The 24,125-nt window shown below is 51.4% G+C and carries 22 protein-coding genes; 6 read left to right on the forward strand and 16 right to left on the reverse strand.

Annotation, left to right across the window (positions count from 1 at the left end; translation table 11 throughout):
* Window positions 1–4: 4 nt before the first annotated feature.
* The 4 genes from ACJHYW_RS05905 to zapE form a co-directional block, all read right to left on the reverse strand.
* Window positions 5–799, reverse strand: a complete 795-nt coding sequence (locus ACJHYW_RS05905) for a DUF695 domain-containing protein (RefSeq protein ID WP_000505559.1) — start codon at window positions 797–799, stop codon at window positions 5–7.
* A gap of 154 nt (window positions 800–953) precedes the next feature.
* Complete coding sequence (gene rpsI / locus ACJHYW_RS05910; RefSeq protein ID WP_000829818.1) at window positions 954–1,346, reverse strand: 30S ribosomal protein S9; 393 nt, start codon at window positions 1,344–1,346, stop codon at window positions 954–956.
* Between the two features lie 15 nt (window positions 1,347–1,361).
* Window positions 1,362–1,790: a 50S ribosomal protein L13 gene (rplM, locus tag ACJHYW_RS05915; RefSeq protein ID WP_000847559.1), complete on the reverse strand. Its 429-nt coding sequence runs from the start codon at window positions 1,788–1,790 to the stop codon at window positions 1,362–1,364.
* A gap of 218 nt (window positions 1,791–2,008) precedes the next feature.
* Entirely contained in the window at window positions 2,009–3,136 is a 1,128-nt protein-coding gene (gene zapE / locus ACJHYW_RS05920) for a cell division protein ZapE (protein WP_001190805.1), read from the reverse strand.
* A gap of 193 nt (window positions 3,137–3,329) precedes the next feature.
* Here zapE and zapG point away from each other — a divergent pair, with 193 nt between their 5' ends.
* The 3 genes from zapG to degS all read left to right on the forward strand — a co-directional run bounded on the left by zapG (window position 3,330) and on the right by degS (window position 6,406).
* Entirely contained in the window at window positions 3,330–3,728 is a 399-nt protein-coding gene (gene zapG / locus ACJHYW_RS05925) for a Z-ring associated protein ZapG (protein WP_001295270.1), read from the forward strand.
* A gap of 153 nt (window positions 3,729–3,881) precedes the next feature.
* Entirely contained in the window at window positions 3,882–5,249 is a 1,368-nt protein-coding gene (degQ, locus tag ACJHYW_RS05930) for a serine endoprotease DegQ (protein ID WP_001295271.1), read from the forward strand.
* Window positions 5,250–5,338: 89 nt separating this feature from the next.
* Window positions 5,339–6,406, forward strand: a complete 1,068-nt coding sequence (degS, locus tag ACJHYW_RS05935; RefSeq protein ID WP_000497723.1) for an outer membrane-stress sensor serine endopeptidase DegS — start codon at window positions 5,339–5,341, stop codon at window positions 6,404–6,406.
* A 62-nt stretch (window positions 6,407–6,468) separates the two neighbouring features.
* On the opposite strand, the gene mdh is transcribed toward degS, so the two are convergent.
* Window positions 6,469–7,407 (reverse strand): malate dehydrogenase, encoded by a 939-nt coding sequence (gene mdh / locus ACJHYW_RS05940; protein ID WP_001295272.1) that lies wholly within the window; start codon window positions 7,405–7,407, stop codon window positions 6,469–6,471.
* Window positions 7,408–7,841: 434 nt separating this feature from the next.
* On the opposite strand from mdh, the gene argR reads away from it, so the two are divergent.
* Both argR and yhcN read left to right on the forward strand, forming a co-directional pair.
* Window positions 7,842–8,312 carry a transcriptional regulator ArgR gene (gene argR / locus ACJHYW_RS05945; protein ID WP_001257846.1) on the forward strand — a complete coding sequence of 157 codons (471 nt, stop codon included), beginning with the start codon at window positions 7,842–7,844 and terminating at the stop codon, window positions 8,310–8,312.
* 365 nt (window positions 8,313–8,677) lie between these two features.
* Window positions 8,678–8,941, forward strand: a complete 264-nt coding sequence (gene yhcN / locus ACJHYW_RS05950) for a peroxide/acid stress response protein YhcN (protein WP_000695690.1) — start codon at window positions 8,678–8,680, stop codon at window positions 8,939–8,941.
* Between the two features lie 56 nt (window positions 8,942–8,997).
* Here yhcN and ACJHYW_RS05955 read toward each other — a convergent pair whose 3' ends face one another.
* The 4 genes from ACJHYW_RS05955 to aaeX form a co-directional block, all read right to left on the reverse strand.
* Entirely contained in the window at window positions 8,998–9,270 is a 273-nt protein-coding gene (locus ACJHYW_RS05955; RefSeq protein ID WP_001029013.1) for a barstar family protein, read from the reverse strand.
* A 91-nt stretch (window positions 9,271–9,361) separates the two neighbouring features.
* Window positions 9,362–11,329, reverse strand: coding sequence for a p-hydroxybenzoic acid efflux pump subunit AaeB (gene aaeB / locus ACJHYW_RS05960; RefSeq protein WP_000510964.1), 1,968 nt, complete (start codon window positions 11,327–11,329; stop codon window positions 9,362–9,364).
* A gap of 5 nt (window positions 11,330–11,334) precedes the next feature.
* Window positions 11,335–12,267, reverse strand: coding sequence for a p-hydroxybenzoic acid efflux pump subunit AaeA (gene aaeA / locus ACJHYW_RS05965; RefSeq protein WP_000854029.1), 933 nt, complete (start codon window positions 12,265–12,267; stop codon window positions 11,335–11,337).
* Window positions 12,268–12,274: 7 nt separating this feature from the next.
* On the reverse strand, window positions 12,275–12,478 hold the full coding sequence (gene aaeX, locus ACJHYW_RS05970) for a p-hydroxybenzoic acid efflux pump operon protein AaeX (RefSeq protein WP_000051841.1): 204 nt from the start codon (window positions 12,476–12,478) through the stop codon (window positions 12,275–12,277).
* A 182-nt stretch (window positions 12,479–12,660) separates the two neighbouring features.
* Between aaeX and aaeR the strand changes: the two genes are divergently transcribed.
* A complete protein-coding gene (gene aaeR, locus ACJHYW_RS05975) occupies window positions 12,661–13,590 on the forward strand; it encodes an HTH-type transcriptional activator AaeR (RefSeq protein WP_000440317.1) in 930 nt (309 codons plus the stop codon).
* Window positions 13,591–13,717: 127 nt separating this feature from the next.
* Here aaeR and tldD read toward each other — a convergent pair whose 3' ends face one another.
* The 7 genes from tldD to mreB form a co-directional block, all read right to left on the reverse strand.
* Entirely contained in the window at window positions 13,718–15,163 is a 1,446-nt protein-coding gene (gene tldD / locus ACJHYW_RS05980) for a metalloprotease TldD (RefSeq protein WP_000055909.1), read from the reverse strand.
* Window positions 15,164–15,318: 155 nt separating this feature from the next.
* Entirely contained in the window at window positions 15,319–19,119 is a 3,801-nt protein-coding gene (yhdP, locus tag ACJHYW_RS05985; protein WP_001253535.1) for an AsmA2 domain-containing protein YhdP, read from the reverse strand.
* A 67-nt stretch (window positions 19,120–19,186) separates the two neighbouring features.
* Entirely contained in the window at window positions 19,187–20,656 is a 1,470-nt protein-coding gene (gene rng / locus ACJHYW_RS05990; RefSeq protein WP_000123197.1) for a ribonuclease G, read from the reverse strand.
* Window positions 20,646–21,239: a nucleoside triphosphate pyrophosphatase YhdE gene (gene yhdE, locus ACJHYW_RS05995; protein WP_000203081.1), complete on the reverse strand. Its 594-nt coding sequence runs from the start codon at window positions 21,237–21,239 to the stop codon at window positions 20,646–20,648. The genes rng and yhdE overlap by 11 nt, the downstream gene beginning before the upstream one ends.
* 8 nt (window positions 21,240–21,247) lie before the next feature.
* Complete coding sequence (mreD, locus tag ACJHYW_RS06000) at window positions 21,248–21,736, reverse strand: rod shape-determining protein MreD (protein ID WP_000179409.1); 489 nt, start codon at window positions 21,734–21,736, stop codon at window positions 21,248–21,250.
* Window positions 21,736–22,839 carry a rod shape-determining protein MreC gene (gene mreC / locus ACJHYW_RS06005; RefSeq protein WP_000802508.1) on the reverse strand — a complete coding sequence of 368 codons (1,104 nt, stop codon included), beginning with the start codon at window positions 22,837–22,839 and terminating at the stop codon, window positions 21,736–21,738. Before mreC ends, mreD begins: the two co-directional genes overlap by 1 nt.
* A gap of 65 nt (window positions 22,840–22,904) precedes the next feature.
* Complete coding sequence (gene mreB / locus ACJHYW_RS06010) at window positions 22,905–23,948, reverse strand: rod shape-determining protein MreB (protein WP_000913396.1); 1,044 nt, start codon at window positions 23,946–23,948, stop codon at window positions 22,905–22,907.
* Window positions 23,949–24,125 lie beyond the last annotated feature (177 nt).

Here is a 24,125-nt window from a genome sequence, read left to right on the forward strand (position 1 = left end):
ACCTTTATGCCGTTGCTATCGGTGCGCCCCAGCCATCAAAACTACCTCCATGCTTTTCCGCCAAATCGGTAAGCTGACATGTGATATCGGTCATATGCCATTGTTCCGGAGCATCAGTGTTAATCAATGACGCCATATACTCCGGTTGTTGGTCGTTCATCCGAATGCTCACCAGCGTGATGCCATATGGCAATTTCGTCACGTCCTCCACAAAGGCGTGGGCCGCAGTTTCTGTCGGCAATGTCGCGTAATAATCGATGGTGCGTGGGAGAGTCAAATCGTCACCATACTCCAGTAACCCGCGGCATACTCGGGAATCGTGTATCCAGTTCCAGTCGTATTTGGTTGGATACAAAAACTGGCGGTAGTAATTTCCGTGGTCGTTTTTACTCTCATTAAAGCTGCAAGCGAGCTCCGGGCCACCTGCCAACAATTTATCCAATGTCTTTTCCCAGTCCAGGTCTTTTTCTGACTGGAAAACAAAATCGCGTGAACCTTGTTGCGTGACCACACCCACTAGCCAGATCGGTAGTGTTTTACCCTGCGCCTCAAGCCAGTCCTCAATACGATTTAAACGCTGTGTTTCATCAGGTTGCGGAAAACCGTTTTCATAACAGTGAGTATAACGGACACGTAAAAACCATGTGTGGATAAGACGATCAAATTTTTCGTCCTCAATTGCGCCAATATCTACACGTATGCCCGTTACATTATCTTCCACCGTGGTAATAAAGAATTCCCATTTATTCGACAGCGTTAATGATTCTTTCTTATTAAACAATGTATTAAAAAATCCCATCGCGATATCCTTTTCTATAGTGCGAGGAAAATACCGTTTACAGAGAATAATGCTGTAGTGAGAAGGAAAAGAGGCTGGATTCGGACTTAGGCCATAAAAAAACCCGCCGAAGCGGGTTTTTTCGCAAATTGTTTTCTGCCGGAGCAGAAGCCAATTAACGTTTGGAGAACTGCGGACGACGACGTGCTTTACGCAGACCGACTTTCTTACGTTCAACCTGACGAGCGTCACGAGTAACGAAGCCAGCTTTACGCAGTTCAGAACGCAGGGACTCGTCGTATTCCATCAGAGCGCGGGTGATACCGTGACGGATCGCACCAGCCTGACCAGAGATACCACCACCTTTAACGGTGATGTACAGGTCCAGTTTCTCAACCATGTCGACCAGTTCCAGCGGCTGACGAACTACCATGCGGGCAGTTTCACGACCGAAGTACTGTTCCAGAGAACGTTGGTTGATTACGATTTTACCGTTGCCCGGTTTGATGAAAACGCGAGCTGCGGAACTTTTGCGGCGACCAGTGCCGTAGTATTGATTTTCAGCCATTGCCTATAATCCCGATTAGATGTCAAGAACTTGCGGTTGCTGTGCCGCGTGGTTGTGCTCGTTACCCGCGTAAACTTTCAGTTTACGGAACATAGCACGACCCAGCGGGCCTTTTGGCAACATGCCTTTAACCGCGATTTCAATCACACGCTCAGGACGGCGAGCAATCATCTCTTCAAAGGTCGCTTGTTTGATACCACCGATGTGGCCGGTGTGGTGATAGTACACTTTGTCAGTACGCTTGTTGCCGGTTACAGCAACTTTGTCAGCGTTCAGAACGATGATGTAATCACCGGTATCTACGTGCGGAGTGTATTCCGCTTTGTGCTTACCGCGCAGGCGACGAGCCAGTTCAGTAGCCAGACGGCCCAGAGTTTTACCGGTCGCGTCAACAACATACCAGTCGCGTTTTACGGTTTCTGGTTTAGCTGTAAAAGTTTTCATTAAAAGCTTACCCAATAAATAGTTACACGTTGGTGAACACCCAAACGTCTTCAATTGTTGAGGTTCACACGACAAAGTCCGGCAAACCTACCCCTTCGAATAGCCTATGCCAGCACACAAAAAGTTTTGGGAAAAAAACTTTCTTGTAACGTGGGGTCGCAGGATTATAGAGAAGTCGGGGTCAAAGATCGACCCCTTTTTGTGATTTGTGGCAGGTTTTAACCCGCTAAATGCTCGCGCTTCAGATACTCTTCGCTTTGCATCTCTTGCAGACGTGACAGGCAACGCTGGAACTCAAATTTCAGCCGCTCGCCCTGATAAATGTCATATAGCGGCACTTCTGCACTCACCACTAATTTGACATGGCGCTCGTAAAACTCATCCACCAGCGCAATAAAGCGCCGCGCTTCGCTCTCCATCAACCGCGTCATAACTGGTACATCAAACAACATGACCGTGTGAAAGAGGCGTGAGAGCGCAATATAGTCATGCTGACTGCGGGCGTCGACGCACAGCGTAGTAAAAGAGACCGCCAGCGTCTGGTTCTCGACGCCCATTGTCGCCAATGGCCGATGGTTGATTTCTAATGTCGGTGAATTTTCTCGTTTCGCCCCCGCCAGCGCCAACCATAGTTTATCCATTTGCGCCCGGGTTTCATCGTTGAGGGGCGAAAGCCACAGATGCGCCTGAGTGAGTGTACGCAGTCGATAATCAACACCAGCGTCCACGTTCATTACATCACAATGCTGTTTAATGGCATCGATTGCAGGCAAAAAACGCGCACGTTGTAGGCCATTTCGATAAAGTTCGTCCGGCGGAATATTTGACGTCGCTACCAGGGTAATACCTCGGGCGAACAGGGCTTTCATCAGACCGCCAAGTAGCATGGCATCGGTAATATCAGAAACAAAAAATTCGTCAAAACAGAGCACGTCAGTTTCTGCTTTAAAGCGATCGGCAATAATTTCCAGCGGATCGGTCTGCCCCTGCAAAGCAGTTAGCTCTTCATGTACCCGCAGCATAAACCGGTGAAAGTGCAGACGCTGTTTCCGCTCTCCCGGCAGGCTTTGATAGAAAAGGTCCATCAGCCAGGTTTTCCCGCGTCCTACCCCGCCCCACATATATAAGCCACGCACTGGCGTATGCTTTGTGTCTTCGCGTTTACCCCACAGCTTACCGACCCGCGCCATTAGCCCACTCGTCCTGGGGGCTGGTGGCGTGCTATTGATGAGTTCCTGATAAATAATTTCCAGGCGGCTGACGGCCTCTTTTTGAACGTCGTCGGGTTGATGGCTGCCTTCATTGAGCGCCTTCAGGTATTGCGATGTTGGGGTAATGCTTTGCATGATCTTATTGTTATTCCTTGAATAATCGGTGCGCCGTTGTTCACGGTTGACGAAAAAAAGGCCGTTCTACACTACGCGATATGCAGTCGGGATTCCACTTCTGTGGAATTAACGGTTATAGTGGCATAATCAGCCGCAGGCATGGAGCCTGAAGCCAACACCCTACGGAAACAAAAGACAACGGGAGATGTTCATGACCTGGGAATATGCGCTAATTGGGTTAGTCGTCGGCATCATTATTGGTGCTGTGGCCATGCGTTTTGGTAATCGTAAACTACGCCAGCAACAGGCGTTGCAGTACGAACTGGAAAAGAATAAAGCTGAACTGGACGAGTATCGCGAAGAGCTGGTTAGCCACTTTGCCCGCAGCGCGGAATTACTGGATACCATGGCGCACGACTATCGCCAGCTGTATCAACACATGGCGAAAAGCTCCAGCAGCCTGCTGCCGGAACTGTCTGCTGAAGCAAACCCGTTCCGTAATCGTCTGGCAGAGTCTGAAGCCAGCAACGATCAGGCACCGGTGCAAATGCCTCGCGACTATTCTGAAGGCGCATCCGGCCTGCTGCGTACTGGCGCGAAGCGCGACTAATTTATTTTTCGGGCGCAGCCATTGCGCCCTCCTCTTCTCTCCCTCCCCGACTATCATTTAATCTGGTGTCTCATTGTTAGCCGTCTGAAAATTCAATAACATCAAACTGTTTTGAATCTCTTTTCTTATCATTCAGGTACGAGAGCAGGAATAATGAAAAAACAAACCCAGCTGTTGAGTGCATTAGCGTTAAGTGTCGGGTTAACTCTCTCGGCGTCATTTCAGGCCGTTGCGTCGATTCCAGGCCAGGTTGCCGATCAGGCCCCTCTCCCCAGTCTGGCCCCAATGCTGGAAAAAGTGCTTCCGGCAGTGGTGAGCGTACGGGTGGAAGGAACGGCCAGTCAGGGACAGAAAATCCCGGAAGAATTCAAAAAGTTTTTTGGTGATGATTTACCGGATCAACCTGCACAACCCTTCGAAGGTTTAGGCTCCGGTGTCATCATCAACGCCAGTAAAGGCTATGTGCTGACCAACAACCATGTGATTAATCAGGCACAGAAAATCAGTATTCAGCTCAATGATGGGCGCGAGTTTGATGCAAAACTGATTGGTAGCGATGACCAGAGCGATATCGCCCTGTTGCAAATTCAAAACCCGAGCAAATTAACGCAAATCGCTATTGCCGACTCCGATAAATTGCGCGTCGGTGATTTTGCCGTGGCGGTCGGTAACCCATTTGGCCTTGGGCAAACCGCCACCTCTGGCATTGTTTCCGCATTAGGCCGCAGCGGGTTGAATCTTGAAGGTCTTGAAAACTTTATCCAGACAGATGCTTCCATTAACCGCGGTAACTCCGGCGGTGCACTGTTAAACCTTAACGGCGAGTTAATTGGCATCAACACGGCAATCCTTGCGCCTGGTGGCGGGAGCGTCGGGATTGGATTTGCCATCCCCAGTAATATGGCGCGAACACTGGCGCAGCAGCTTATCGACTTTGGTGAAATCAAACGCGGTTTGTTAGGCATCAAAGGCACCGAGATGAGTGCCGATATCGCCAAAGCCTTCAACCTTGACGTGCAGCGTGGCGCGTTTGTCAGCGAAGTGTTGCCAGGTTCTGGCTCGGCAAAAGCGGGCGTCAAAGCGGGCGATATTATTACCAGCCTCAACGGCAAACCGCTGAATAGCTTTGCTGAGTTGCGCTCTCGTATCGCAACCACCGAGCCGGGCACGAAAGTGAAGCTTGGCCTGCTGCGTAACGGCAAACCACTGGAAGTAGAAGTGACGCTTGATACCAGCACCTCTTCGTCGGCCAGCGCTGAAATGATCACGCCAGCGCTGGAAGGTGCAACGTTGAGCGATGGTCAGCTAAAAGATGGTGGCAAAGGTATTAAGATCGATGAGGTTGTCAAAGGAAGCCCAGCTGCTCAGGCTGGCTTGCAAAAAGACGATGTGATCATTGGCGTCAACCGCGATCGGGTGAACTCGATTGCTGAAATGCGTAAAGTGCTGGCGGCAAAACCGGCCATCATTGCCCTGCAAATTGTACGCGGCAATGAAAGCATCTATCTGCTGATGCGTTAATGTCGTAAACCGGGCATCAGGCTGACGTGTGATGTCCGGTTAACTCGTGGTATGCTGCTGCCGTTCCCTTTTTTAATGACGCCTCCATCATGTTTGTGAAGCTCTTACGTTCCGTTGCGATTGGATTAATTGTCGGCGCTATTCTGCTGGTTGCCATGCCTTCGCTGCGCAGCCTTAACCCGCTTTCCACTCCGCAATTTGACAGTACCGATGAGACGCCTGCCAGCTATAATCTGGCGGTTCGCCGCGCCGCGCCAGCGGTGGTTAACGTTTACAACCGTGGTTTGAACACCAACTCTCACAACCAGCTTGAGATCCGCACCCTGGGATCCGGTGTAATCATGGATCAACGCGGTTATATCATCACCAATAAACACGTCATCAACGACGCCGATCAGATCATCGTCGCCTTACAGGATGGACGTGTATTTGAAGCATTGCTGGTGGGATCTGACTCTCTAACCGATCTGGCGGTACTTAAAATTAATGCCACTGGCGGTTTACCTACCATTCCAATCAATGCACGTCGCGTACCGCACATTGGCGACGTGGTACTGGCGATCGGTAACCCGTACAACCTCGGGCAGACCATTACCCAGGGGATTATTAGTGCCACGGGTCGAATCGGTCTGAACCCGACCGGGCGGCAAAACTTCCTGCAAACAGATGCTTCCATTAACCACGGTAACTCTGGCGGCGCGCTGGTGAACTCGCTGGGCGAACTGATGGGCATTAACACGCTGTCGTTTGATAAGAGTAACGATGGCGAAACGCCGGAAGGTATCGGCTTTGCGATTCCTTTCCAGTTAGCAACCAAAATTATGGATAAACTGATCCGCGATGGTCGCGTGATCCGCGGCTACATTGGTATCGGCGGACGTGAGATCGCACCACTGCACGCGCAGGGCGGTGGTATAGATCAACTGCAAGGGATCGTGGTTAATGAAGTGTCACCTGACGGCCCGGCGGCGAATGCGGGTATTCAGGTCAATGATTTGATTATTTCGGTGGATAACAAACCGGCCATCTCTGCTCTGGAGACGATGGATCAGGTGGCGGAAATTCGCCCTGGCTCGGTGATCCCGGTTGTAGTGATGCGTGATGATAAGCAGTTAACGCTGCAGGTCACCATTCAGGAATATCCGGCAACCAATTAAGTCGTGCGCTCAAAACAAAAAACCGGAGTCTGTGCTCCGGTTTTTTATTATCCGCTAATCAATTACTTATTAACGAACTCTTCACCCAGGGCGATATCTTTCTTCAGCGTATCCAGCATACCTTCCAGCGCGTTCTGTTCAAATGCGCTCAGAGTGCCGATAGATTTACGCTCTTCCACGCCGTTTTTACCCAGCAGCAGCGGTTGAGAGAAGAAACGTGCGTACTGACCGTCGCCTTCAACGTAGGCACATTCGACAACGCCTTGTTCACCTTGCAGTGCGCGAACCAGAGACAGGCCAAAACGTGCAGCTGCCTGACCCATAGACAGGGTTGCAGACCCGCCACCGGCTTTCGCTTCAACCACCTCAGTACCCGCGTTCTGGATACGTTTGGTCAGATCAGCCACTTCCTGCTCGGTAAAACTAACGCCAGGAACCTGTGACAGCAGCGGCAGAATGGTAACACCAGAGTGACCGCCAATAACCGGCACTTCAACTTCGCCTGGCTGTTTGCCTTTCAGTTCCGCAACAAAGGTGTTGGAACGAATGATATCCAGCGTGGTAACGCCGAACAGTTTGTTTTTGTCATAAACACCGGCTTTTTTCAGCACTTCAGCAGCAATCGCAACTGTGGTGTTAACCGGGTTAGTGATAATACCAATGCACGCTTTTGGGCAGGTTTTCGCAACTTGCTGTACCAGATTTTTCACGATGCCGGCGTTAACGTTAAACAGGTCGGAACGATCCATACCCGGTTTACGCGCTACACCTGCAGAGATAAGAACGACATCTGCGCCTTCCAGCGCCGGAGTCGCATCTTCACCAGAAAAACCTTTGATTTTCACAGCAGTAGGGATATGGCTCAGATCGACAGCCACACCGGGAGTCACTGGAGCGATATCATACAGAGAGAGTTCTGAACCTGAAGGCAGTTGGGTTTTTAACAGTAGTGCAAGCGCCTGGCCAATACCGCCAGCAGCGCCGAGGACTGCGACTTTCATCCTAAACTCCTTATTATATTGATAAACTAAGATATGTTGCTCCGCTGCCGCGACCTTAATCCACAAAATTGCCGTTTACAATGACCACATCTCAAGAATGTGTAGTCACGCAAGTTTAGCGTTTATGCATTTAATTGCCGTAATCAGGAACCTAACTTACGTAATTAACAGTCGCTTATGCATTAGCGCAACATTCCAACAGGTGGTGACAATATACCCTACCGTTCAGCCAAAACAACATCAATTTGATAACAATTAATTTACTTTTAAGCAGAATTTGCATGCCGTGACGCAGGCATGTTTCTCAATAACGAAATTTGATAAAATCCCGCTCTTTCATAACATTATTTCAGCCTTCTTCAGGGCTGACTGTTTGCATAAAAATTCATCTGTATGCACAATAATGTTGTATCAACCACCATATCGGGTGACTTATGCGAAGCTCGGCTAAGCAAGAAGAACTAGTTAAAGCATTTAAAGCATTACTTAAAGAAGAGAAATTTAGCTCCCAGGGCGAAATCGTCGCCGCGTTGCAGGAGCAAGGCTTTGACAATATTAATCAGTCTAAAGTCTCGCGGATGTTGACCAAGTTTGGTGCTGTACGTACACGCAATGCCAAAATGGAAATGGTTTACTGCCTGCCAGCTGAACTGGGTGTACCAACCACCTCCAGTCCATTGAAAAATCTGGTGCTGGATATCGACTACAACGATGCAGTTGTCGTGATTCATACCAGCCCTGGCGCGGCGCAGTTAATTGCTCGCCTGCTGGATTCACTGGGCAAAGCAGAAGGTATTCTGGGCACCATCGCTGGCGATGACACCATCTTTACCACCCCTGCTAACGGTTTCACCGTCAAAGACCTGTACGAAGCGATTTTAGAGCTGTTCGACCAGGAGCTTTAATCTCTGCCCCGTCGCTTCTGGCGGCGGGGAAAATGTTGCTTATCCCTCTCAACCCCCTGCTTTCCCCTGCGATTGATTTAACGAATAGTGCGTTTTACTGCGACATGTCATTCACACAATGAATACATACGGTAAAAAAAAGCACATTATGCAAAATTCATTATCTAATTGAAAATACTAGAATTAAAAATAAATAACCGTGTTTTTAATTCTTTTTTGTTATTAAAATTCACATTTTTAACACTTAGTATCAACTGAAACAGTTAGCGTGGTATTAATTAGTTCAATAATTAGTGTATACTTGATTTTGTGATATGGGTCACGAAACAAAGGCCCAGCTAAAAGATTATGTCGAGGTAAAAATCATGAAAATCAAAACCACTGTTGCTGCATTAAGCGTACTTTCTGTTCTCTCTTTCGGTGCATTCGCTGCCGACTCCATTGATGCTGCACAAGCACAAAATCGTGAAGCAATCGGGACCGTATCCGTAAGTGGTGTGGCGTCTTCGCCAATGGATATGCGTGAAATGCTGAACAAAAAAGCAGAAGAGAAAGGCGCAACGGCCTACCAGATTACGGAAGCTCGTAGCGGTGACACCTGGCACGCTACGGCTGAACTGTACAAATAAACCCTCATCGTCTTGTCCGACGATATTGCCCCCGGTTCGGGGGCTTTTTTTTTGCGCTAATGACGAACATTAAAACGCAAATGCCCTTCCAGCTCTTCCTCTGCCTCATCAAACAGCAATATTAACGCGCCAAAACGGCGACGTGTTTTCTCTCCCAGATGAACAAATTCAATCTCAAGTGGTAGCGGCAGGACATCGTTCATTAACACATCCCATAGAGAGTCGAGATCGCGTACTTTATCTTTTGCCAGACCAAAGGTTTGGCTAAAGTCGCGATAAAAATCCTCCTGACTCTCAATCTCATCAAAATCAAAGGTATAAATATTCATCTGTTGCCACCGTCACGTTTCGCGGCGAGTTCTGCCGTTCATTGCTAAGTATAGCCATGAAAAAACCGACGCTTTTGGCGTCGGTTTTGACTTAACTATCGGTCAACGCATGTTGATACTTATGGAGCATACCCGTAAGCCGATGTACTGGTTCCGTCACCTGCGGTGGCGCTTGCCAGATGCGTAGCTTTTCCTGGTAGATTTCAAGTTCTTCCAGCAACTGGCCAAAGTACCGACGACGTTTATCATCGCTACGGGCAGATATCACATGGTCTGCTGTGCGGCGCATTTGTCGGTGAAACGCCGATAAATCCTCGTTAACCGGGATCGGCGCATCACGCAGGCGCTGGTGCGCGATAATCATCGTCAGCGCCAGGCGAAATTTCGGCAAATCCCCTGGGAACTTATTCATCAGCAAAAACAGCTGCTGATAAAGTGCCGGGAGGTGATTCTCTTTACGACGTGCCACATTGGTAGTCATCGCGGAAACAGCGGCAGAAACAAACTGATTAAGCAGTACACGTCCAGTCCTGTCGCGCGATTTATCCCGCACCAGCAAAATAACGGTGAACGCGAGCACACAGCCGACGATTTGCCCTAATGCGCTGTCGAGAAACTGACTGAAATGGAAAGTCATCGGGTTATCCAGCACGATAATATTTATGGTGCTGGCCAGCGCCCCCATCGAGCCCAGTCGCCGTTTCTGTACTTCTATACCGAGGAAAAATCCCAGCACTGCCAGGCTAATACACAGCAATAACATGCTTTGTTGGGTATTAGGGATAATCACCAAAAAGTAGAGCAGCCCTAACGGCAGCGCCGCCAGCGTCCCATAGATAAAGTCGATCGCCACCATGCGTGGATTCGGCAAACGCATTGCCAGTGACGTCACTACCGCAATCATCACCATTGCACCACTGCCTGAAGTCCAGCCCGTCCACAGCCAGAAAAGCGTCCCCAGAATGCAGGAAAGTGTGGTTCGCCAGAAGTTAACCATCGCATGATGACGTTCGGCTGACTCTACTTTGACTTCCGGTTCGCCTTGCAGGATCTCTTCTTCGGTGGCGTTGATTTTTGTGTTACTGATAACGCCGCGCTTGAGAAGCTGATAACGCGTTGCCGCCGCGACCCAGCTATAAATGGTGACAGGCGTTTCCCGTTCCCCAGTCCAGGCGATAACTCTCCGCAGGCGTTTGAGCTGCTTGTGGACGTCCTGCGCGGTTTCTACCGGCGTGTCAAAAAATTCGCGGAAAGTATCAGTGATCAATTCCGGGCGCGTATTCTGAATAAGATAAGTTTCGCAGGATTGTGTAATCAGCGTCAGCGATAGCGTATTGATCGCTTTTAAACGTCGATTGGCCCGCGCCCAGCGGGAAGATTCCATATTCAGGTTGCTGCGCATACCTTGTAACGCCGTAGTTCGTCGCACCAGATCGCCCCAGGCTTTATCGACAACTTCACCATCGCCATGCTTGATACAGAGTTGCATTAATTGATATTGCGCAACCAGCAAACTTTCCAGCTCTCGATCCACTTCTTGTTTGATCGATCGCGGAGAAAAGAGCAAATCCGCCATAATTGCACACACAATACCGATAACGATCTCGCTACAACGTTCGACGGCAAACTGCGGCGTAAGCAATGGTTCCGGCTGAATAGTGATCACAATGATCAGCGCGGTATAACCGGCCAGCCCCCACGCATACGAGTTTTCTATTCGTACCAGCGAGGATATCCAGGTACAAAAACCGGCCCAGATACAGCACACCAGAATCATCAATAATGGTGCGCGGATCATCGCAATGATGATCACCAGTCCAGCAATACAGCCAATAAATGTGCCGATGATGCGCAAAAAGCCACGATAGCGTATCGCGCCAGAGTACGGTTCACCTCCCGCAGCAAAGGCCGGACCGGCGGCAACAATCGCTGCTGTCAGTACCGCCCAGCGTGGCGTTTCCAGCTGGAAGTGAAAGCCAACAAACAGCGCCAGTACAATGGCGGTCGCCAGTTTTACCGCAAAGCGAATATGTTGATTAGCAATGGAGAAAATACCCATCGTGATTAACCAAACTCACGCAGGCGATGAGCCATTTTACGGAAGAACGAATCCTGACTTTCGTCGCGATCTTGTTTGCCAGTGACTACCACCGTAGCAGTGGTGCCCGCAGGCCAGATGTTCTCTTGCTGGTTGTCGAGACGAATACGTACCGGAACACGTTGCGCCAAACGTACCCATTCAAGGTTAGAGTCGATGGTCGCCATCCCTTTGTCGTCACGCGTGCTGCTGGCGTTGGTGACCCCTGCGGCAACACTATCAACAGTCCCTTTCAGCACTTTGTTACTGCCAAGCGGCGTGATCTCTGCACGATACCCAGGGCGCACTCCTTCCAGCTTGGTTTCTTCCATATAGGCCAGTACATAGAAGGAGTCCTGTTTCACCAGCGCAACCGCCGTTGATCCACGAGTAATAAACTCACCGGTATAGACGTTGAGGTTGGTCACCCAGCCATCTGCTGGCGCGCGGATGACTGTACGTTCAAGATCCAGTTTTGCCAGATCGCGGGTCGCCTGCGCTTTCGCTAACTGATGCAGAACTGTTTGTAGTACGTTGTTGGCCTGGTCGATCTCTTCGCGAGACATCGCCTGCACACCGAGACGGTTACGACGTCCGGCCTCCTGGCGTTTCTCCTGTGCCAGTACCTGATAATAAGCAACATCGGCTTGCGCTTCCTCAAGCGCCTTTTGATAACGCGGCTGGTCGATGGTGAACAGTACCTGTCCTTTTTTCACCAGCTGGTTATCATGAACATTCACCTGGGTGATAAGTCCAGAAACGTCCGGCGCGATCGCAACGACGTCAGCGCTAAAGCGCGCGTCACGCGTCCAGGGGGATTCGGTGTAATAGACCCAGGCATTAAAAATTGCGATGAAGGCCAGAATGACTAATACGACCGTGATGGCCGTACGGGAGAATTTTCTTATTAGTGTTTTCACTTCAACCTCAAACGAACAGTCGCGATATCAAATAAAACAAGCAGCAATAGAGCGCGGTGTTGAACAACGCCGGATGCCAGACAAAGTCGTAGATACCTGTTGGCACAAGTACCCGGCGCACCAGCCAGAAAATCGCCAGTGATAAAAGCAATTCGAAAAATATCGGTGGGAAGGACAGCCCAAACACCACGATAACGGGAAACAGACTCATGTTGACCTTGGTTGTATAGAGAGAGCAGGCGTTATTATTTTCAGCATCTGTCGCCGCAGAGAAGGACATGGAAAGCCGGGCGAGAGCAACATTGCTGTAGATTGATATTTAATATATTAGCGTAACTGTTATGCTGTTATCTATATTATGTGATCTAAATCACTTTTAAGTCAGAGTGAATAATGGAACGACTAAAACGCATGTCGGTGTTTGCCAAAGTAGTTGAATTTGGCTCTTTTACCGCCGCCGCCAGACAGCTACAGATGAGCGTTTCGTCCATCAGTCAGACGGTGTCAAAACTGGAAGATGAGTTGCAGGTAAAGCTGTTAAACCGTAGCACACGCAGCATTGGCCTGACCGAAGCCGGTAGAATTTACTACCAGGGCTGCCGTCGGATGCTCCATGAAGTGCAGGATGTTCATGAGCAACTGTATGCCTTCAATAACACCCCCATCGGGACGCTGCGCATTGGCTGTTCTTCAACTATGGCACAAAATGTTCTCGCCGGGCTGACAGCAAAAATGCTGAAAGAATACCCAGGTTTGAGCGTCAATCTGGTTACCGGAATTCCTGCCCCCGACCTGATTGCCGATGGTCTGGATGTGGTGATCCGCGTCGGCGCGTTGCAGGATTCCAGCCTGTTTTCCCGCCGTCTGGGCGCGATGCCGATGGTGGTCTGCGCCGCGAAAAGCTATCTCACACAATACGGCATACCGGAAAAACCCGCCGATTTGAGTAGTCATTCATGGCTTGAATACAGCGTGCGGCCCGACAATGAATTTGAACTGATCGCACCGGAAGGGATCTCGACTCGCCTGATCCCACAAGGAAGATTTGTGACTAATGATCCGATGACGCTGGTGCGCTGGCTGACGGCGGGTGCCGGGATCGCCTACGTGCCGCTGATGTGGGTGATCAACGAGATCAATCGCGGGGAACTGGAGATCCTGCTGCCGCGTTACCAGTCAGATCCACGCCCGGTTTATGCGTTGTATACCGAAAAAGATAAGCTACCGCTGAAGGTACAGGTCGTGATCAACTCGCTGACGGATTATTTTGTTGAGGTCGGTAAATTGTTTCAGGAGATGCACGGGCGCGGGAAAGAGAAGTAATTAATATTGTACTGTTACGTAGTACAAACCTGTGCCAACGGGTTCCCCTCACCCTAACCCCAGAGGGGCGAGGGGACCGTTCGTACACGGAGAAGGATTAATTATCCTTCTGAAAATACTGAAATTATTACGCAGTACCGCCAACAGTCAGGTTATCAACTTTCAGCGTTGGCTGGCCCACGCCAACCGGCAAACTTTGCCCTTCTTTACCGCAGACACCCACGCCGTTATCCAGTTTCAGGTCGTTGCCAACCATCGAAATCTGCTGCATGGTTTCGATACCGGAACCAATCAACGTTGCGCCTTTCACCGGCTTCGTTACTTTACCGTTTTCAATCAGATACGCTTCTGAAGTGGAGAAAACGAATTTGCCGGAGGTGATATCCACCTGACCGCCACCAAAGTTCGGTGCATAGATACCGTACTCAACGGATTCAATAATTTCCTGCGGGGTCGATTTACCCGGCAGCATATAGGTGTTGGTCATACGCGGCATGGGCAGATGGGCGTAGGATTCACGGCGACCGTTGCCAGTCGGCGTCATCCCCATCAAACGCGCGTTGAGTTTATCCTGCATGTAGCCTTTCAGAATGCCGTTCTCAATCAGCACGTTGTACTGGCCTGGCGTACCTTCGTCATCAATCGCCACCGAACCACGGCGATCGACCATCGTACCGTCATCAACCACGGTACACAGTTCTGAAGCCACCAGCTCCCCGACCTGTCCACTAAATACTGAAGTGCCACGGCGGTTGAAGTCGCCTTCCAGACCGTGACCCACCGCTTCATGCAACAGCACGCCCGGCCAACCTGCGCCAAGTACTACCGGCATGGTGCCTGCTGGTGCGGCGACGGCAGAAAGATTGACCAGCGCCATACGCACAGCTTCTTTTGCCCATGCATCCGCACGGACTTCACCGTCGAGATCGGCAAGGAAGAACTCATAACCAAAACGACCGCCGCCGCCACTGGCACCGCGTTCGCGTTTGCCATCTTCTTCGACCAGAACGCTCACGGAAAGACGCACCAGCGGACGAACATCCGCCGCCAGCGTGCCGTCGGTGGCCGCAACCAGAATTAATTCATAAACGCCGCTGAGGCTGGCAGTCACTTCTTGTACGCGCTTGTCCGCTTCGCGGGCAACCTTATCGACGCGACGCAGGATATCCAGCTTCTCTTCACGGCTCATGCTTTGCAGCGGATCTACCGAGGTATACAACGGGCTATGCTCTACCGCGCCCAGCGTCTGTACTTTGCCATCACCACTATCACGGACGATGGTGCGCGCCGCTTGCGCACTTTGTTCCAGCGCCAGCAGGCTGATTTGGTCAGCATAAGCAAATCCGGTTTTTTCACCACTGATTGCACGCACGCCAACGCCCTGATCGATGTTGTAAGAACCATCTTTAATAATACGGTCTTCTAAAACCCAGGATTCGTGATAGCTCGACTGAAAATAGAGATCGCCATAATCAAGGCGACGTTCGGCCAGTTGACCGAGGATCGCGAACAAGTCCTGATGTTTCAGGCCGTTCGCCGCTAGCAATTGTTCACTTACTAGGTTCAGACTCATCGTTTTTGCTACTCGTTAGTTACTGCAGTAGAGGATTTTTTACGGCTGCCGGATGCGGCGTGAACGCCCTGTCCGGCCTACGGTTATGTTCTGGCTCGTTGGCCTTTGGCAACGATTATCCTATGAGATTGGGGCAATTACGCGCCCTCGTCAAATCATTGCGCTTTTTCTTTACGCGGTTGTCGCAACACTTCGTTGATTTGCGGATCGTCCAGCGGACCCGAAATGTGATAGCGCAAAATGGAGACTTTGCTCCACAGCGGTCCCAGCACTTTACTGGCGGCAAACACTGCCGCGCCAACAATGGGGTTAACCGCAAAGGCCGCAGCCACACCCACCGTCGCAGAAATCTCTGGTGCGACAACCGCTTCCATATTCAGGTCGCGACGTACCAGATTTACCGACCCTTTCATAGCAATGTCCGCTTCCAGGCCATCCACCAGCGTGTCGTCGGTGTGCATAACGCCGTCTTTAATCCACGCGGTGCTGCGAATGGAGTCAAAATAGAACCCTTCGCCAAAAGTGTCTCTGAAATCAAAACGCAGCTTACGCATCAGGGCATCTACGCTCAATAAGCGCAGCAATTGCCCGGCATGTCCGGTATTGATTTCGGTAATTTCGCCTTTGCCCAGTTGAGTATGAATGATGCCATTCAACGTCGCCTCATCTGGTTGCCAGGGTGCTTTGCGCCAGTGTAAATCGTAATCCACATTAAATGACGACTGGCGTATGGGCGTCGTGACACCAAAAAATTCTGCGGCGGCATCAATTTTCTGCCCACGCAGTTTTCCTTTCAGCGAAGTGCGTTCATTTCCCGGATTGTTAACCCATTCACCATCGGCAGTGAGCCGCGAAAAACCAGTATCAATCAGTCCATTAGTCAGCGTTAATGTATTGCCAGAAATGGTGATATCACTGTCAATGCGCCCGAATTTTTGCCCCCAGAACCAGCACTCTGCGCATCGTATTTGTGCGTCCGGCCAGCCACGGAAGCTAATGCGCTCCGTTGTCGGGAAAGGTGATGAATTCGTTGAGTCACCATGAGTTTTCGGCACGCTTGGGTTGTAATAAAGATATTTGATATTCGCCAGCCACGGCGCGTTATTACGCATCGCCAGCGTGGCGTTGATTTCACGCCCTTGCGCCTCAACCAGGGTGCCATTTGCCGTCGGTTGCGAAACAATGCTCAGGTTATTCCATTGCTGATTTCCCTGCGACAACATAGGCGTACGTAACGTTATGTGTTGTGGGAAACTCGCTGCACCACCGACACTCTCCGCAGCGCCTTTCTGGAACAGGGCCAGCCACTCGGCACCATTCATCGGCGGCATATTGAGTTCAACGCCACTTTGTTCCGGCAACGGCGGGAGCGTTTTACTGTCTGCCGCCCAAATAGCACGGTCGAGCGTCAGCTTTTGACCAAGCAACCAGCGGCTATTGAAATGGTTATCTGCACCAGCCTGTCCGGTTAACTCAAAGCTGTTGAGATTGCCATCAACCTTAACGTTTACCGGCAGTGGTTCACCCGCAGGTTTGGCTAACGGTGAAGGTAAGTGACTGCTCACATTCTTCAAATCGCCGTTTAGCTCTACGTTATAGGTCGCGCCAGCATGATAAGGCAGATCAATGCCCACTTTACCATCCCACGCCACGCTGCCACTTAATGCTTCGTTCACCGCTTCAGGCAGAACGCCGGTTTTCGCTGGTTGCCAGTTACCGTTGAGATTCACCGCGACCTGGTAGGCTTTTGCCCCTTCTTTGGTGGAAAAATCCACGTTCAACGGCTGATTAAACCAGCTTGCTGTCAGTGGTTCACTTTGCAGATCGCCATTGATAAAGCTGAATTTCCCGCTCAAATTTTTCAGGGTGCTGTCGAGTGGTTTGATAAACAGACTGTTATTACGCAGCGTCACTTCACCTTTCGCGGTTACCAGTTCGCCGTTCAGCGGGATATCAAGATGTAAGCGAGCATTCACATCGCCGTCGAGCTGGAGTTCTTGCAGGGTCGCACCCAGAGAATCTTTCAGCGGTGTCTCATCAAAGTAAGGGCCAACGGCTTTACCCGGGCCTTTAATGTCAGCGTCAATCAGCAGTTTTTCTTTTGAGTAGTCAGGGATCACTGCGGTGAGATTACTCGCGCGCACGCCGCCCAAATTAACGCCATCGGTTTTCATCCATAAACCGTCGTTAATAAAATCCAGTTCAATATCAAGGTTAGTTAATGCAGGCCAGTCCGGCTGGAAGGCAAACTTCGCGTTGCGCAGCGGTACCAGCACTTCAAACTGACCTTCGTTGTGTTTATAGGGGAAGAGTTGCGGATTGCCACCATAAACCAGCGTCGCGTTATCCGCTTCACCGCCCTGAATCGCGCCACTTAAGTAATCAACCAGGTCTTTACCCATCAAGTTTTCCGGGAAATAGCGCCAGGCTTGTGAACCATCATTGGTACTGATGCCAGCCAGAATACCCAGCCAGGGTTCATCGTTAGCAGGTTGCAGGTAACGAAAACCGCCGCGCGCATGGACGGCTTTGGCTTTAACGTCAATATTACGCCCATCCAGCTGGAAACCTTTGTCATTGTTCAGCCAGCTTATCGTTGCCTGGCCGTCGGCGATTTCCAGTGGCGCGCGGAATACCGTTTCGTAAGGCATCTTTGCCTGCTTCATCGACGCGGTAAGCAAACCATTTTCTACGCTGCCGGAAAGCGTCCCGGAGAAGTGTTCCGCACCCGGTAATAATTTCCATTGCTTCCAGGCCAGATCGCTCCACGATGCCTGAAAACGGGTCTTGTCTGCCGCCTGAAGCGGGATATCCAGCGCCAGCGTGTTAATCTTGCCGCTCGGTTGTGTGGAGCGCCAAACATCACCCAGTGCAGGTGAAAGTTTCGCGGCCAGCGGGCGTACGCCCTCCAGGCCTGCCAGCTCCAGATTACTGGCACGAATCCGGAGTTCGTCACTGCGTTTATTGTCTTTGCCGCCAACGTCCTGTTCCGGTATCCAGGCCAGCGTCAATGCTCCGCTCGGCCAGGGTTTGCCGTCCATCGTGATCCGTGTATCGGGAATAGAGAACTGCCATCCCGGATTTTCACGCGTAATATGCGCAGTCAGATTATCCACCGACAGCGTATGTGTTTCCTTCTCGCCCAACCAGCTGGCACCGCCCTGTTTCAGCCAGACGTCACCGCCGGTTACATCGCCTTTGTCGATCGTCATCCAGCCTTCAAGGGAGAACTGTGCCGTTTCCAGCGCAATATTGTCCTGCATCCATTTACCGAGCCACGGCTTCAGGTCGATGTCATCCGCCTGGAGCCAGACGCGACCATTGCTTAACAACCCCTCATCATCGCGCAAATCCATACGCACCTGCATCACGCCGTGCTGTCCGGTAAGGCTGGAGAGGCTTACCAGGCCTTCCGCACGGTGTCGACGTGGATCGTTCAGCCAGGTGAGCTGTGGGATCGCCAGCTCGGCGCGCTGACCGGATGGCGTCAGAAAACTGACTTCACTGTCGCGGAGATCGAAATGGTCAAATTGACGAAGAAACAGATCGCTGATGTGACTGGCTTCCAGGCTATCATTACCACCGCCGCTGGTGATAGGAGTGTTGGTGCGAAAGCGCAGCTGCCAGAAAGTGAGGTCGCGAAACTGCCAGCGCATATGTAACAGGCTCTGCCAGACATCCAGCGCCAGAGTAACGCGTTTAACCGAAAATTCGCCGCCATCTTTTAGTTCTGCACGGATGTCGTGCGCTTCAAGCGTCGGACCAAAATTCTGCCAGCTGGCTGAGAGCTGACTGGCTTCTACCGGCATGCCAGTCGCGGATTCTATTTTGTTGAGGATTTCCGGACGCCAGGCGTCAAGATGCGGTAAAGCAATACGCAGGCCGCTAACCAGCAGGGCAGCGATCACAACGAGCGCGGCTCCAGTAAGCAGTAAAATCCCCGGCAATCGCCTCACCCGTCACTCCTTGTCTGCTAAAAATGTGACTCAAAAACCCTTTGCCGGATGGCGGCCCAGCATCTGTTTACATCATTACGACGTCAAACTGCTCCTGGTTATAGAGCGGTTCAATTTGTACTTTAACCTGTTTGCCAACGAAAATTTCCACTTCCGCCAGCGAGTGTGACTCTTCGCCTTTCAAGGCTTCGGCTACTGCCGGAGAAGCATAGACCAGGAAACGGTCGGAATCATAAGCATGGTGGACACGAACAATCTCGCGCATGATTTCATAGCATACCGTTTCCACGGTTTTCACCGTTCCGCGACCGTGGCAGGTTGGGCATTCGTTACACAGTACGTGCTCAATGCTTTCGCGGGTGCGTTTACGCGTCATCTCCACCAGCCCCAGCGCCGAAAAACCATTAACGCTGGTTTTCACCCGGTCTTTGCTCAACGCCTGCTCCAGCGAATGCAACACGCGGCGACGGTGATCTTCATTATTCATGTCGATGAAATCAATAATGATAATCCCGCCCAGATTGCGCAACCGTAACTGGCGAGCGATAGCCTGCGTCGCTTCAATATTGGTATTGAAAATGGTGTCGTCCAGATTGCGATGACCGACAAACGCCCCGGTATTGATGTCCACGGTGGTCATCGCCTCGGTCTGGTCGATAATCAGATAGCCACCGGATTTCAGTTCTACTTTGCGTTCCAGCGCTCGCTGAATTTCGTTTTCGACATCAAAGAGATCGAAAATCGGCTGGCGTCCGGTGTAATGCTCCAGCTTGCTGGTCATTTCGGGAATGTACTCCGAGGTAAACTCCAGCAATGCTTCGTAAGTCAGGCGTGAGTCAACGCGAATGCGGTCGAGTTCGGCGTCAGCGAAATCACGCAGAACACGCTGCGCCAGCGCCAGTTCGCCGTACAGCTGATAACGGGTCTGTGGGCGCTTTTTACGCTCCATAACTTTGGTCCAGACGCGTTTCAGATAAGCGGCATCGGAGGCCAGTTCAGCCTCGCCAACCCCTTCCGCTGCAGTACGGATGATAAACCCGCCCTGCTCGTCACAATACTCTGCGACCACTTTTTTCAGGCGTTCACGTTCTGATTCGCTTTCAATACGTTGGGATACCCCAACGTGAGAAGCCCCTGGCATAAACACCAGATAGCGAGAAGGCAGCGTGATATCGGTGGTCAGGCGCGCACCCTTAGTGCCAAGCGGATCTTTCACCACCTGCACCATCAGATCTTGCCCCTGACGGACCAGCTCCGAGATGTCGCGCACCGTGAATTGCTTTTGTTCTTCACCCGCCACACATTCGGTGTGCGGCATGATGTCGGATGCATGAAGAAACGCGGCTTTATCCAGCCCAATATCTACAAAAGCCGCCTGCATACCCGGAAGTACACGACTTACACGACCCTTGTAGATATTGCCTACTATTCCGCGTCGCGCCTCACGTTCAATATGAATTTCCTGCAGAATACCGCCATCAATATACGCCACTCGCGTTTCCGAAGGCGTTACGTTTACTAACAATTCAGCCGTCATGTTTATCCCTTTTCTCACGCAGTGCGTTAAAATTACTTAATAATTCATACGTTTCAACCAGCGGTAAGCCGACTACGGCGTGATAGCTGCCATTTATCTTCCTGACAAAACAGCCACCCAGCCCCTGAATACCGTATGCACCTGCTTTATCTAACGGTTCACCGCTGGCGACATAGCCCGCGATGTCTTCGTCTGTTAACGTTCTGAAAGTCACATCGGTGACCACCAGGCAATCGAGAATGTGCTGGCTGTCGGCCAACGCCACTGCCGTCATTACCTGATGGGTCTGACCCGATAATTTGCGCAACATCTGCACCGCATGCTCTGCGTCGCGCGGTTTCTCCAGCACTTCTCCATTCAGGATAACGATAGTATCCGCACCCAGCACCGGGAGATCCTGCGCCGTTTGCGCGACACCCGCCTGTGCTTTCTCGCGCGCCAGACGCACAACATATTGCTGCGCGCTCTCCTGCGGCTGACGCTGCTCCTCAATGCCCGTAACAATACATTCAAAGGTTACGCCAAGTTGCGCAAGTAACTCCTGACGACGCGGAGAACCGGAAGCTAAATACAGAGAAGTCATAGAAACCTTTATTGCACTGCAAACTGCTGACGGACTTTACGCATCAGCAAGAAAATCCACGGCCAGAGCACTCCATTGACTACACTACTCCAGAACACTTCCGGTCTGAAAGAGACGTTAATCACTAAAAACTCTGCCCAGAAAACAATAATATCCACCACCAGCGAAAGCAACATGACGACCAGCGCCTGCTGCCATAATGCGAGGTTGCGGAAAAGCTGGTATTTCAGCGCCACCAGGTAAGCAATGATGCTCATCGCCAATACGCGTACGCCAAGTGTCGAGCCGCTGATCAGATCCAGTATGGCACCCATCACAAAACCTGTGCCCACATTTACGCGATGAGGCAAGGCCAGGATCCAATACAACAAGATGAGTAACACCCAGTTTGGCCGGAAAACAATCAGGTTATCCGGCCAGGGCATGATTTGCAGCAACAGCGCAATGAGGAAAGAGAGCCAGATTACCCAGCGTCCCTGGCTACGATAGCTCGCCACTATTGCCCTCCCGGCGCACGCGCAGGCGGTTGAGCACCACTTTGCGGCGGCGTAGCCCTTTGTGGAGAGCGATTAGCAGCAGGCGGTGTCGGCGCAGCAGGCGCAATAGCTGCATTTCCTGTCGCCGGTTGCTGCGGAGTCGGCTGAGCGATCCCCGTTGCCGGTTCGGGTAACTTTGGCCCCATCGCGTCTGGCGAAGGCAATACCTGCGGCATCATCTGCATCAGACGTTCATTAGCAACACGATGCACCTCTTCCGGCGTCATCGGGTTAGCGCCGTTACGATCCGCGCCCCACAGCAGCAGCAGATAACGCAAACGTTGCAGTCCCGCAGTCGGACGCGCCTGAATCACAGTATAAGCGCGCTGGGTATCGAGTTTTACGGAAGAGACAACCGCGACCGGATAGCCTTCCGGGAAACGACCGCCCAGACCGGAAGTCACCAGCACATCACCAACACGAATATCCGTATTCGCTGGCAGATGCTCAAGCTGCAAATCATCCGTACAACCGTTACCGGCTGCAATTACGCGGATATCGTTGCGCAGCACCTGAATTGGCAGCGCGTGGGTCGCATCACAAATCAGCAGCACGCGACTGGTCAGTTTAGCGACGGCCACCACCTGACCAACAACACCTTTGTCGCTGATGACCGGCTGGCCTTCATAAACGCCATTAACGCTACCTTTATCGATAACAACTTGATCGCTATAAGGATCGTTAACCGTGGAGATAACCTGAGTCACCATTTTCTGCTCATCCTGACGCAGCGGGGAACCCAGCAGTTCGCGCAGACGCGCGTTCTCCTGTTTGTATTGTCCAAGCATCAGCAGTTCACTGTTTTTCAGCAACAGTTCCTGACGTAACGCCCGGTTTTCAAGTTCTAGTTGGTCACGCGAGGCCAGCGTCTGCGATACGCCATCCAGCAATTCACGAGGAGCATTGGAAACAAAGTAGAAAGGGCTGACGGCGGTATCCATATAAGTACGGATTTGACTGAACGTCCCCAGGCGGCTGTCGGCAATAATAATGCCGAGCGCCACCAGCACCGCCAGAATAAGGCGAATCTGTAGCGACGGGCCACGGCTAAAAATTGGCTTCATAAGTTATGCGTATTCTCGTATCAGACCAGGCAGGGTAAACAGACGCTTCCCCTGCCTGCATCCGATTACTCTTCGCTGAACAGGTCGCCGCCGTGCATGTCGATCATTTCCAGCGCTTTGCCGCCACCGCGCGCCACACAGGTCAGCGGGTCTTCAGCAACAACGACTGGAATGCCGGTTTCTTCCATTAACAAACGGTCAAGGTTACGCAGCAGTGCGCCACCACCGGTGAGCACCATGCCGCGCTCGGAGATGTCGGAAGCCAGTTCCGGCGGGCACTGTTCCAGTGCAACCATTACCGCGCTCACAATACCGGTCAGCGGTTCCTGCAGTGCTTCGAGGATTTCGTTGGAGTTCAGGGTAAAACCGCGTGGAACACCTTCTGCCAGGTTACGGCCACGAACTTCGATTTCACGGACTTCATCGCCCGGGTAAGCCGAACCGATTTCGTGCTTGATACGTTCTGCGGTGGCTTCACCGATCAGAGAACCGTAATTACGACGCACATAGTTGATGATAGCTTCGTCAAAACGGTCACCACCAATGCGCACGGAAGAGGAGTAAACCACGCCGTTCAAGGAGATAACAGCAACTTCAGTGGTACCACCACCGATATCAACCACCATAGAACCGGTCGCTTCAGAAACCGGGAGGCCAGCACCAATTGCGGCAGCCATCGGTTCTTCAATCAGGAAGACTTCACGGGCACCAGCGCCCTGCGCGGATTCACGAATTGCGCGGCGTTCAACCTGGGTTGCGCCAACCGGCACACAAACCAGAACGCGCGGGCTTGGACGCATAAAGCTGTTGCTGTGCACTTGTTTGATGAAGTGCTGGAGCATTTTTTCAGTCACGAAGAAGTCGGCGATAACGCCGTCTTTCATTGGGCGAATAGCAGCAATATTGCCCGGCGTACGGCCCAGCATCTGCTTCGCGTCATGACCTACTGCAGCTACGCTTTTCGGTGAACCGGCACGATCCTGACGAATGGCCACCACGGAAGGCTCATTCAATACGATGCCTTGTCCTTTTACATAAATGAGGGTATTCGCAGTACCCAGGTCAATGGACAAGTCATTGGAAAACATGCCACGAAATTTTTTCAACATACTAAGGGATAATCCTGAAAGCTGGGGCGGAAAAGAAAATCCGCTTACTTTACCAACCACACGCAGCAGCGACAAGGCGCAAAAATCATCTGCTACGGTGAAAATTAGTGCAGTTCGTTTCCTTTGTTACAAATCTCTGCCTGAGTCCAGAAAGGCTTAATGCATCAGCAGCATTCC

It is taken from the genome of Escherichia sp. WS3063 (assembly GCF_046486595.1).
GTDB classification, from domain to species: domain Bacteria; phylum Pseudomonadota; class Gammaproteobacteria; order Enterobacterales; family Enterobacteriaceae; genus Escherichia; species Escherichia coli.

Excerpts from the sequence above, each read along its gene's own strand:
- argR (WP_001257846.1), top strand. The coding sequence starts at position 7,842 with ATGCGAAGCTCGGCTAAGCAAGAAGAACTAGTTAAAGCATTTAAAGCA.
- mdh (WP_001295272.1), bottom strand. The coding sequence starts at position 7,407 with ATGAAAGTCGCAGTCCTCGGCGCTGCTGGCGGTATTGGCCAGGCGCTT.
- aaeB (WP_000510964.1), bottom strand. The coding sequence starts at position 11,329 with ATGGGTATTTTCTCCATTGCTAATCAACATATTCGCTTTGCGGTAAAA.
- rpsI (WP_000829818.1), bottom strand. The coding sequence starts at position 1,346 with ATGGCTGAAAATCAATACTACGGCACTGGTCGCCGCAAAAGTTCCGCA.
- tldD (WP_000055909.1), bottom strand. The coding sequence starts at position 15,163 with ATGAGTCTGAACCTAGTAAGTGAACAATTGCTAGCGGCGAACGGCCTG.
- ACJHYW_RS05955 (WP_001029013.1), bottom strand. The coding sequence starts at position 9,270 with ATGAATATTTATACCTTTGATTTTGATGAGATTGAGAGTCAGGAGGAT.
- mreC (WP_000802508.1), bottom strand. The coding sequence starts at position 22,839 with ATGAAGCCAATTTTTAGCCGTGGCCCGTCGCTACAGATTCGCCTTATT.
- yhdE (WP_000203081.1), bottom strand. The coding sequence starts at position 21,239 with ATGACTTCTCTGTATTTAGCTTCCGGTTCTCCGCGTCGTCAGGAGTTA.
- yhcN (WP_000695690.1), top strand. The coding sequence starts at position 8,678 with ATGAAAATCAAAACCACTGTTGCTGCATTAAGCGTACTTTCTGTTCTC.
- zapG (WP_001295270.1), top strand. The coding sequence starts at position 3,330 with ATGACCTGGGAATATGCGCTAATTGGGTTAGTCGTCGGCATCATTATT.
- aaeX (WP_000051841.1), bottom strand. The coding sequence starts at position 12,478 with ATGAGTCTGTTTCCCGTTATCGTGGTGTTTGGGCTGTCCTTCCCACCG.
- rplM (WP_000847559.1), bottom strand. The coding sequence starts at position 1,790 with ATGAAAACTTTTACAGCTAAACCAGAAACCGTAAAACGCGACTGGTAT.
- degQ (WP_001295271.1), top strand. The coding sequence starts at position 3,882 with ATGAAAAAACAAACCCAGCTGTTGAGTGCATTAGCGTTAAGTGTCGGG.
- zapE (WP_001190805.1), bottom strand. The coding sequence starts at position 3,136 with ATGCAAAGCATTACCCCAACATCGCAATACCTGAAGGCGCTCAATGAA.
- rng (WP_000123197.1), bottom strand. The coding sequence starts at position 20,656 with ATGACGGCTGAATTGTTAGTAAACGTAACGCCTTCGGAAACGCGAGTG.
- degS (WP_000497723.1), top strand. The coding sequence starts at position 5,339 with ATGTTTGTGAAGCTCTTACGTTCCGTTGCGATTGGATTAATTGTCGGC.
- ACJHYW_RS05905 (WP_000505559.1), bottom strand. The coding sequence starts at position 799 with ATGGGATTTTTTAATACATTGTTTAATAAGAAAGAATCATTAACGCTG.
- aaeR (WP_000440317.1), top strand. The coding sequence starts at position 12,661 with ATGGAACGACTAAAACGCATGTCGGTGTTTGCCAAAGTAGTTGAATTT.
- mreB (WP_000913396.1), bottom strand. The coding sequence starts at position 23,948 with ATGTTGAAAAAATTTCGTGGCATGTTTTCCAATGACTTGTCCATTGAC.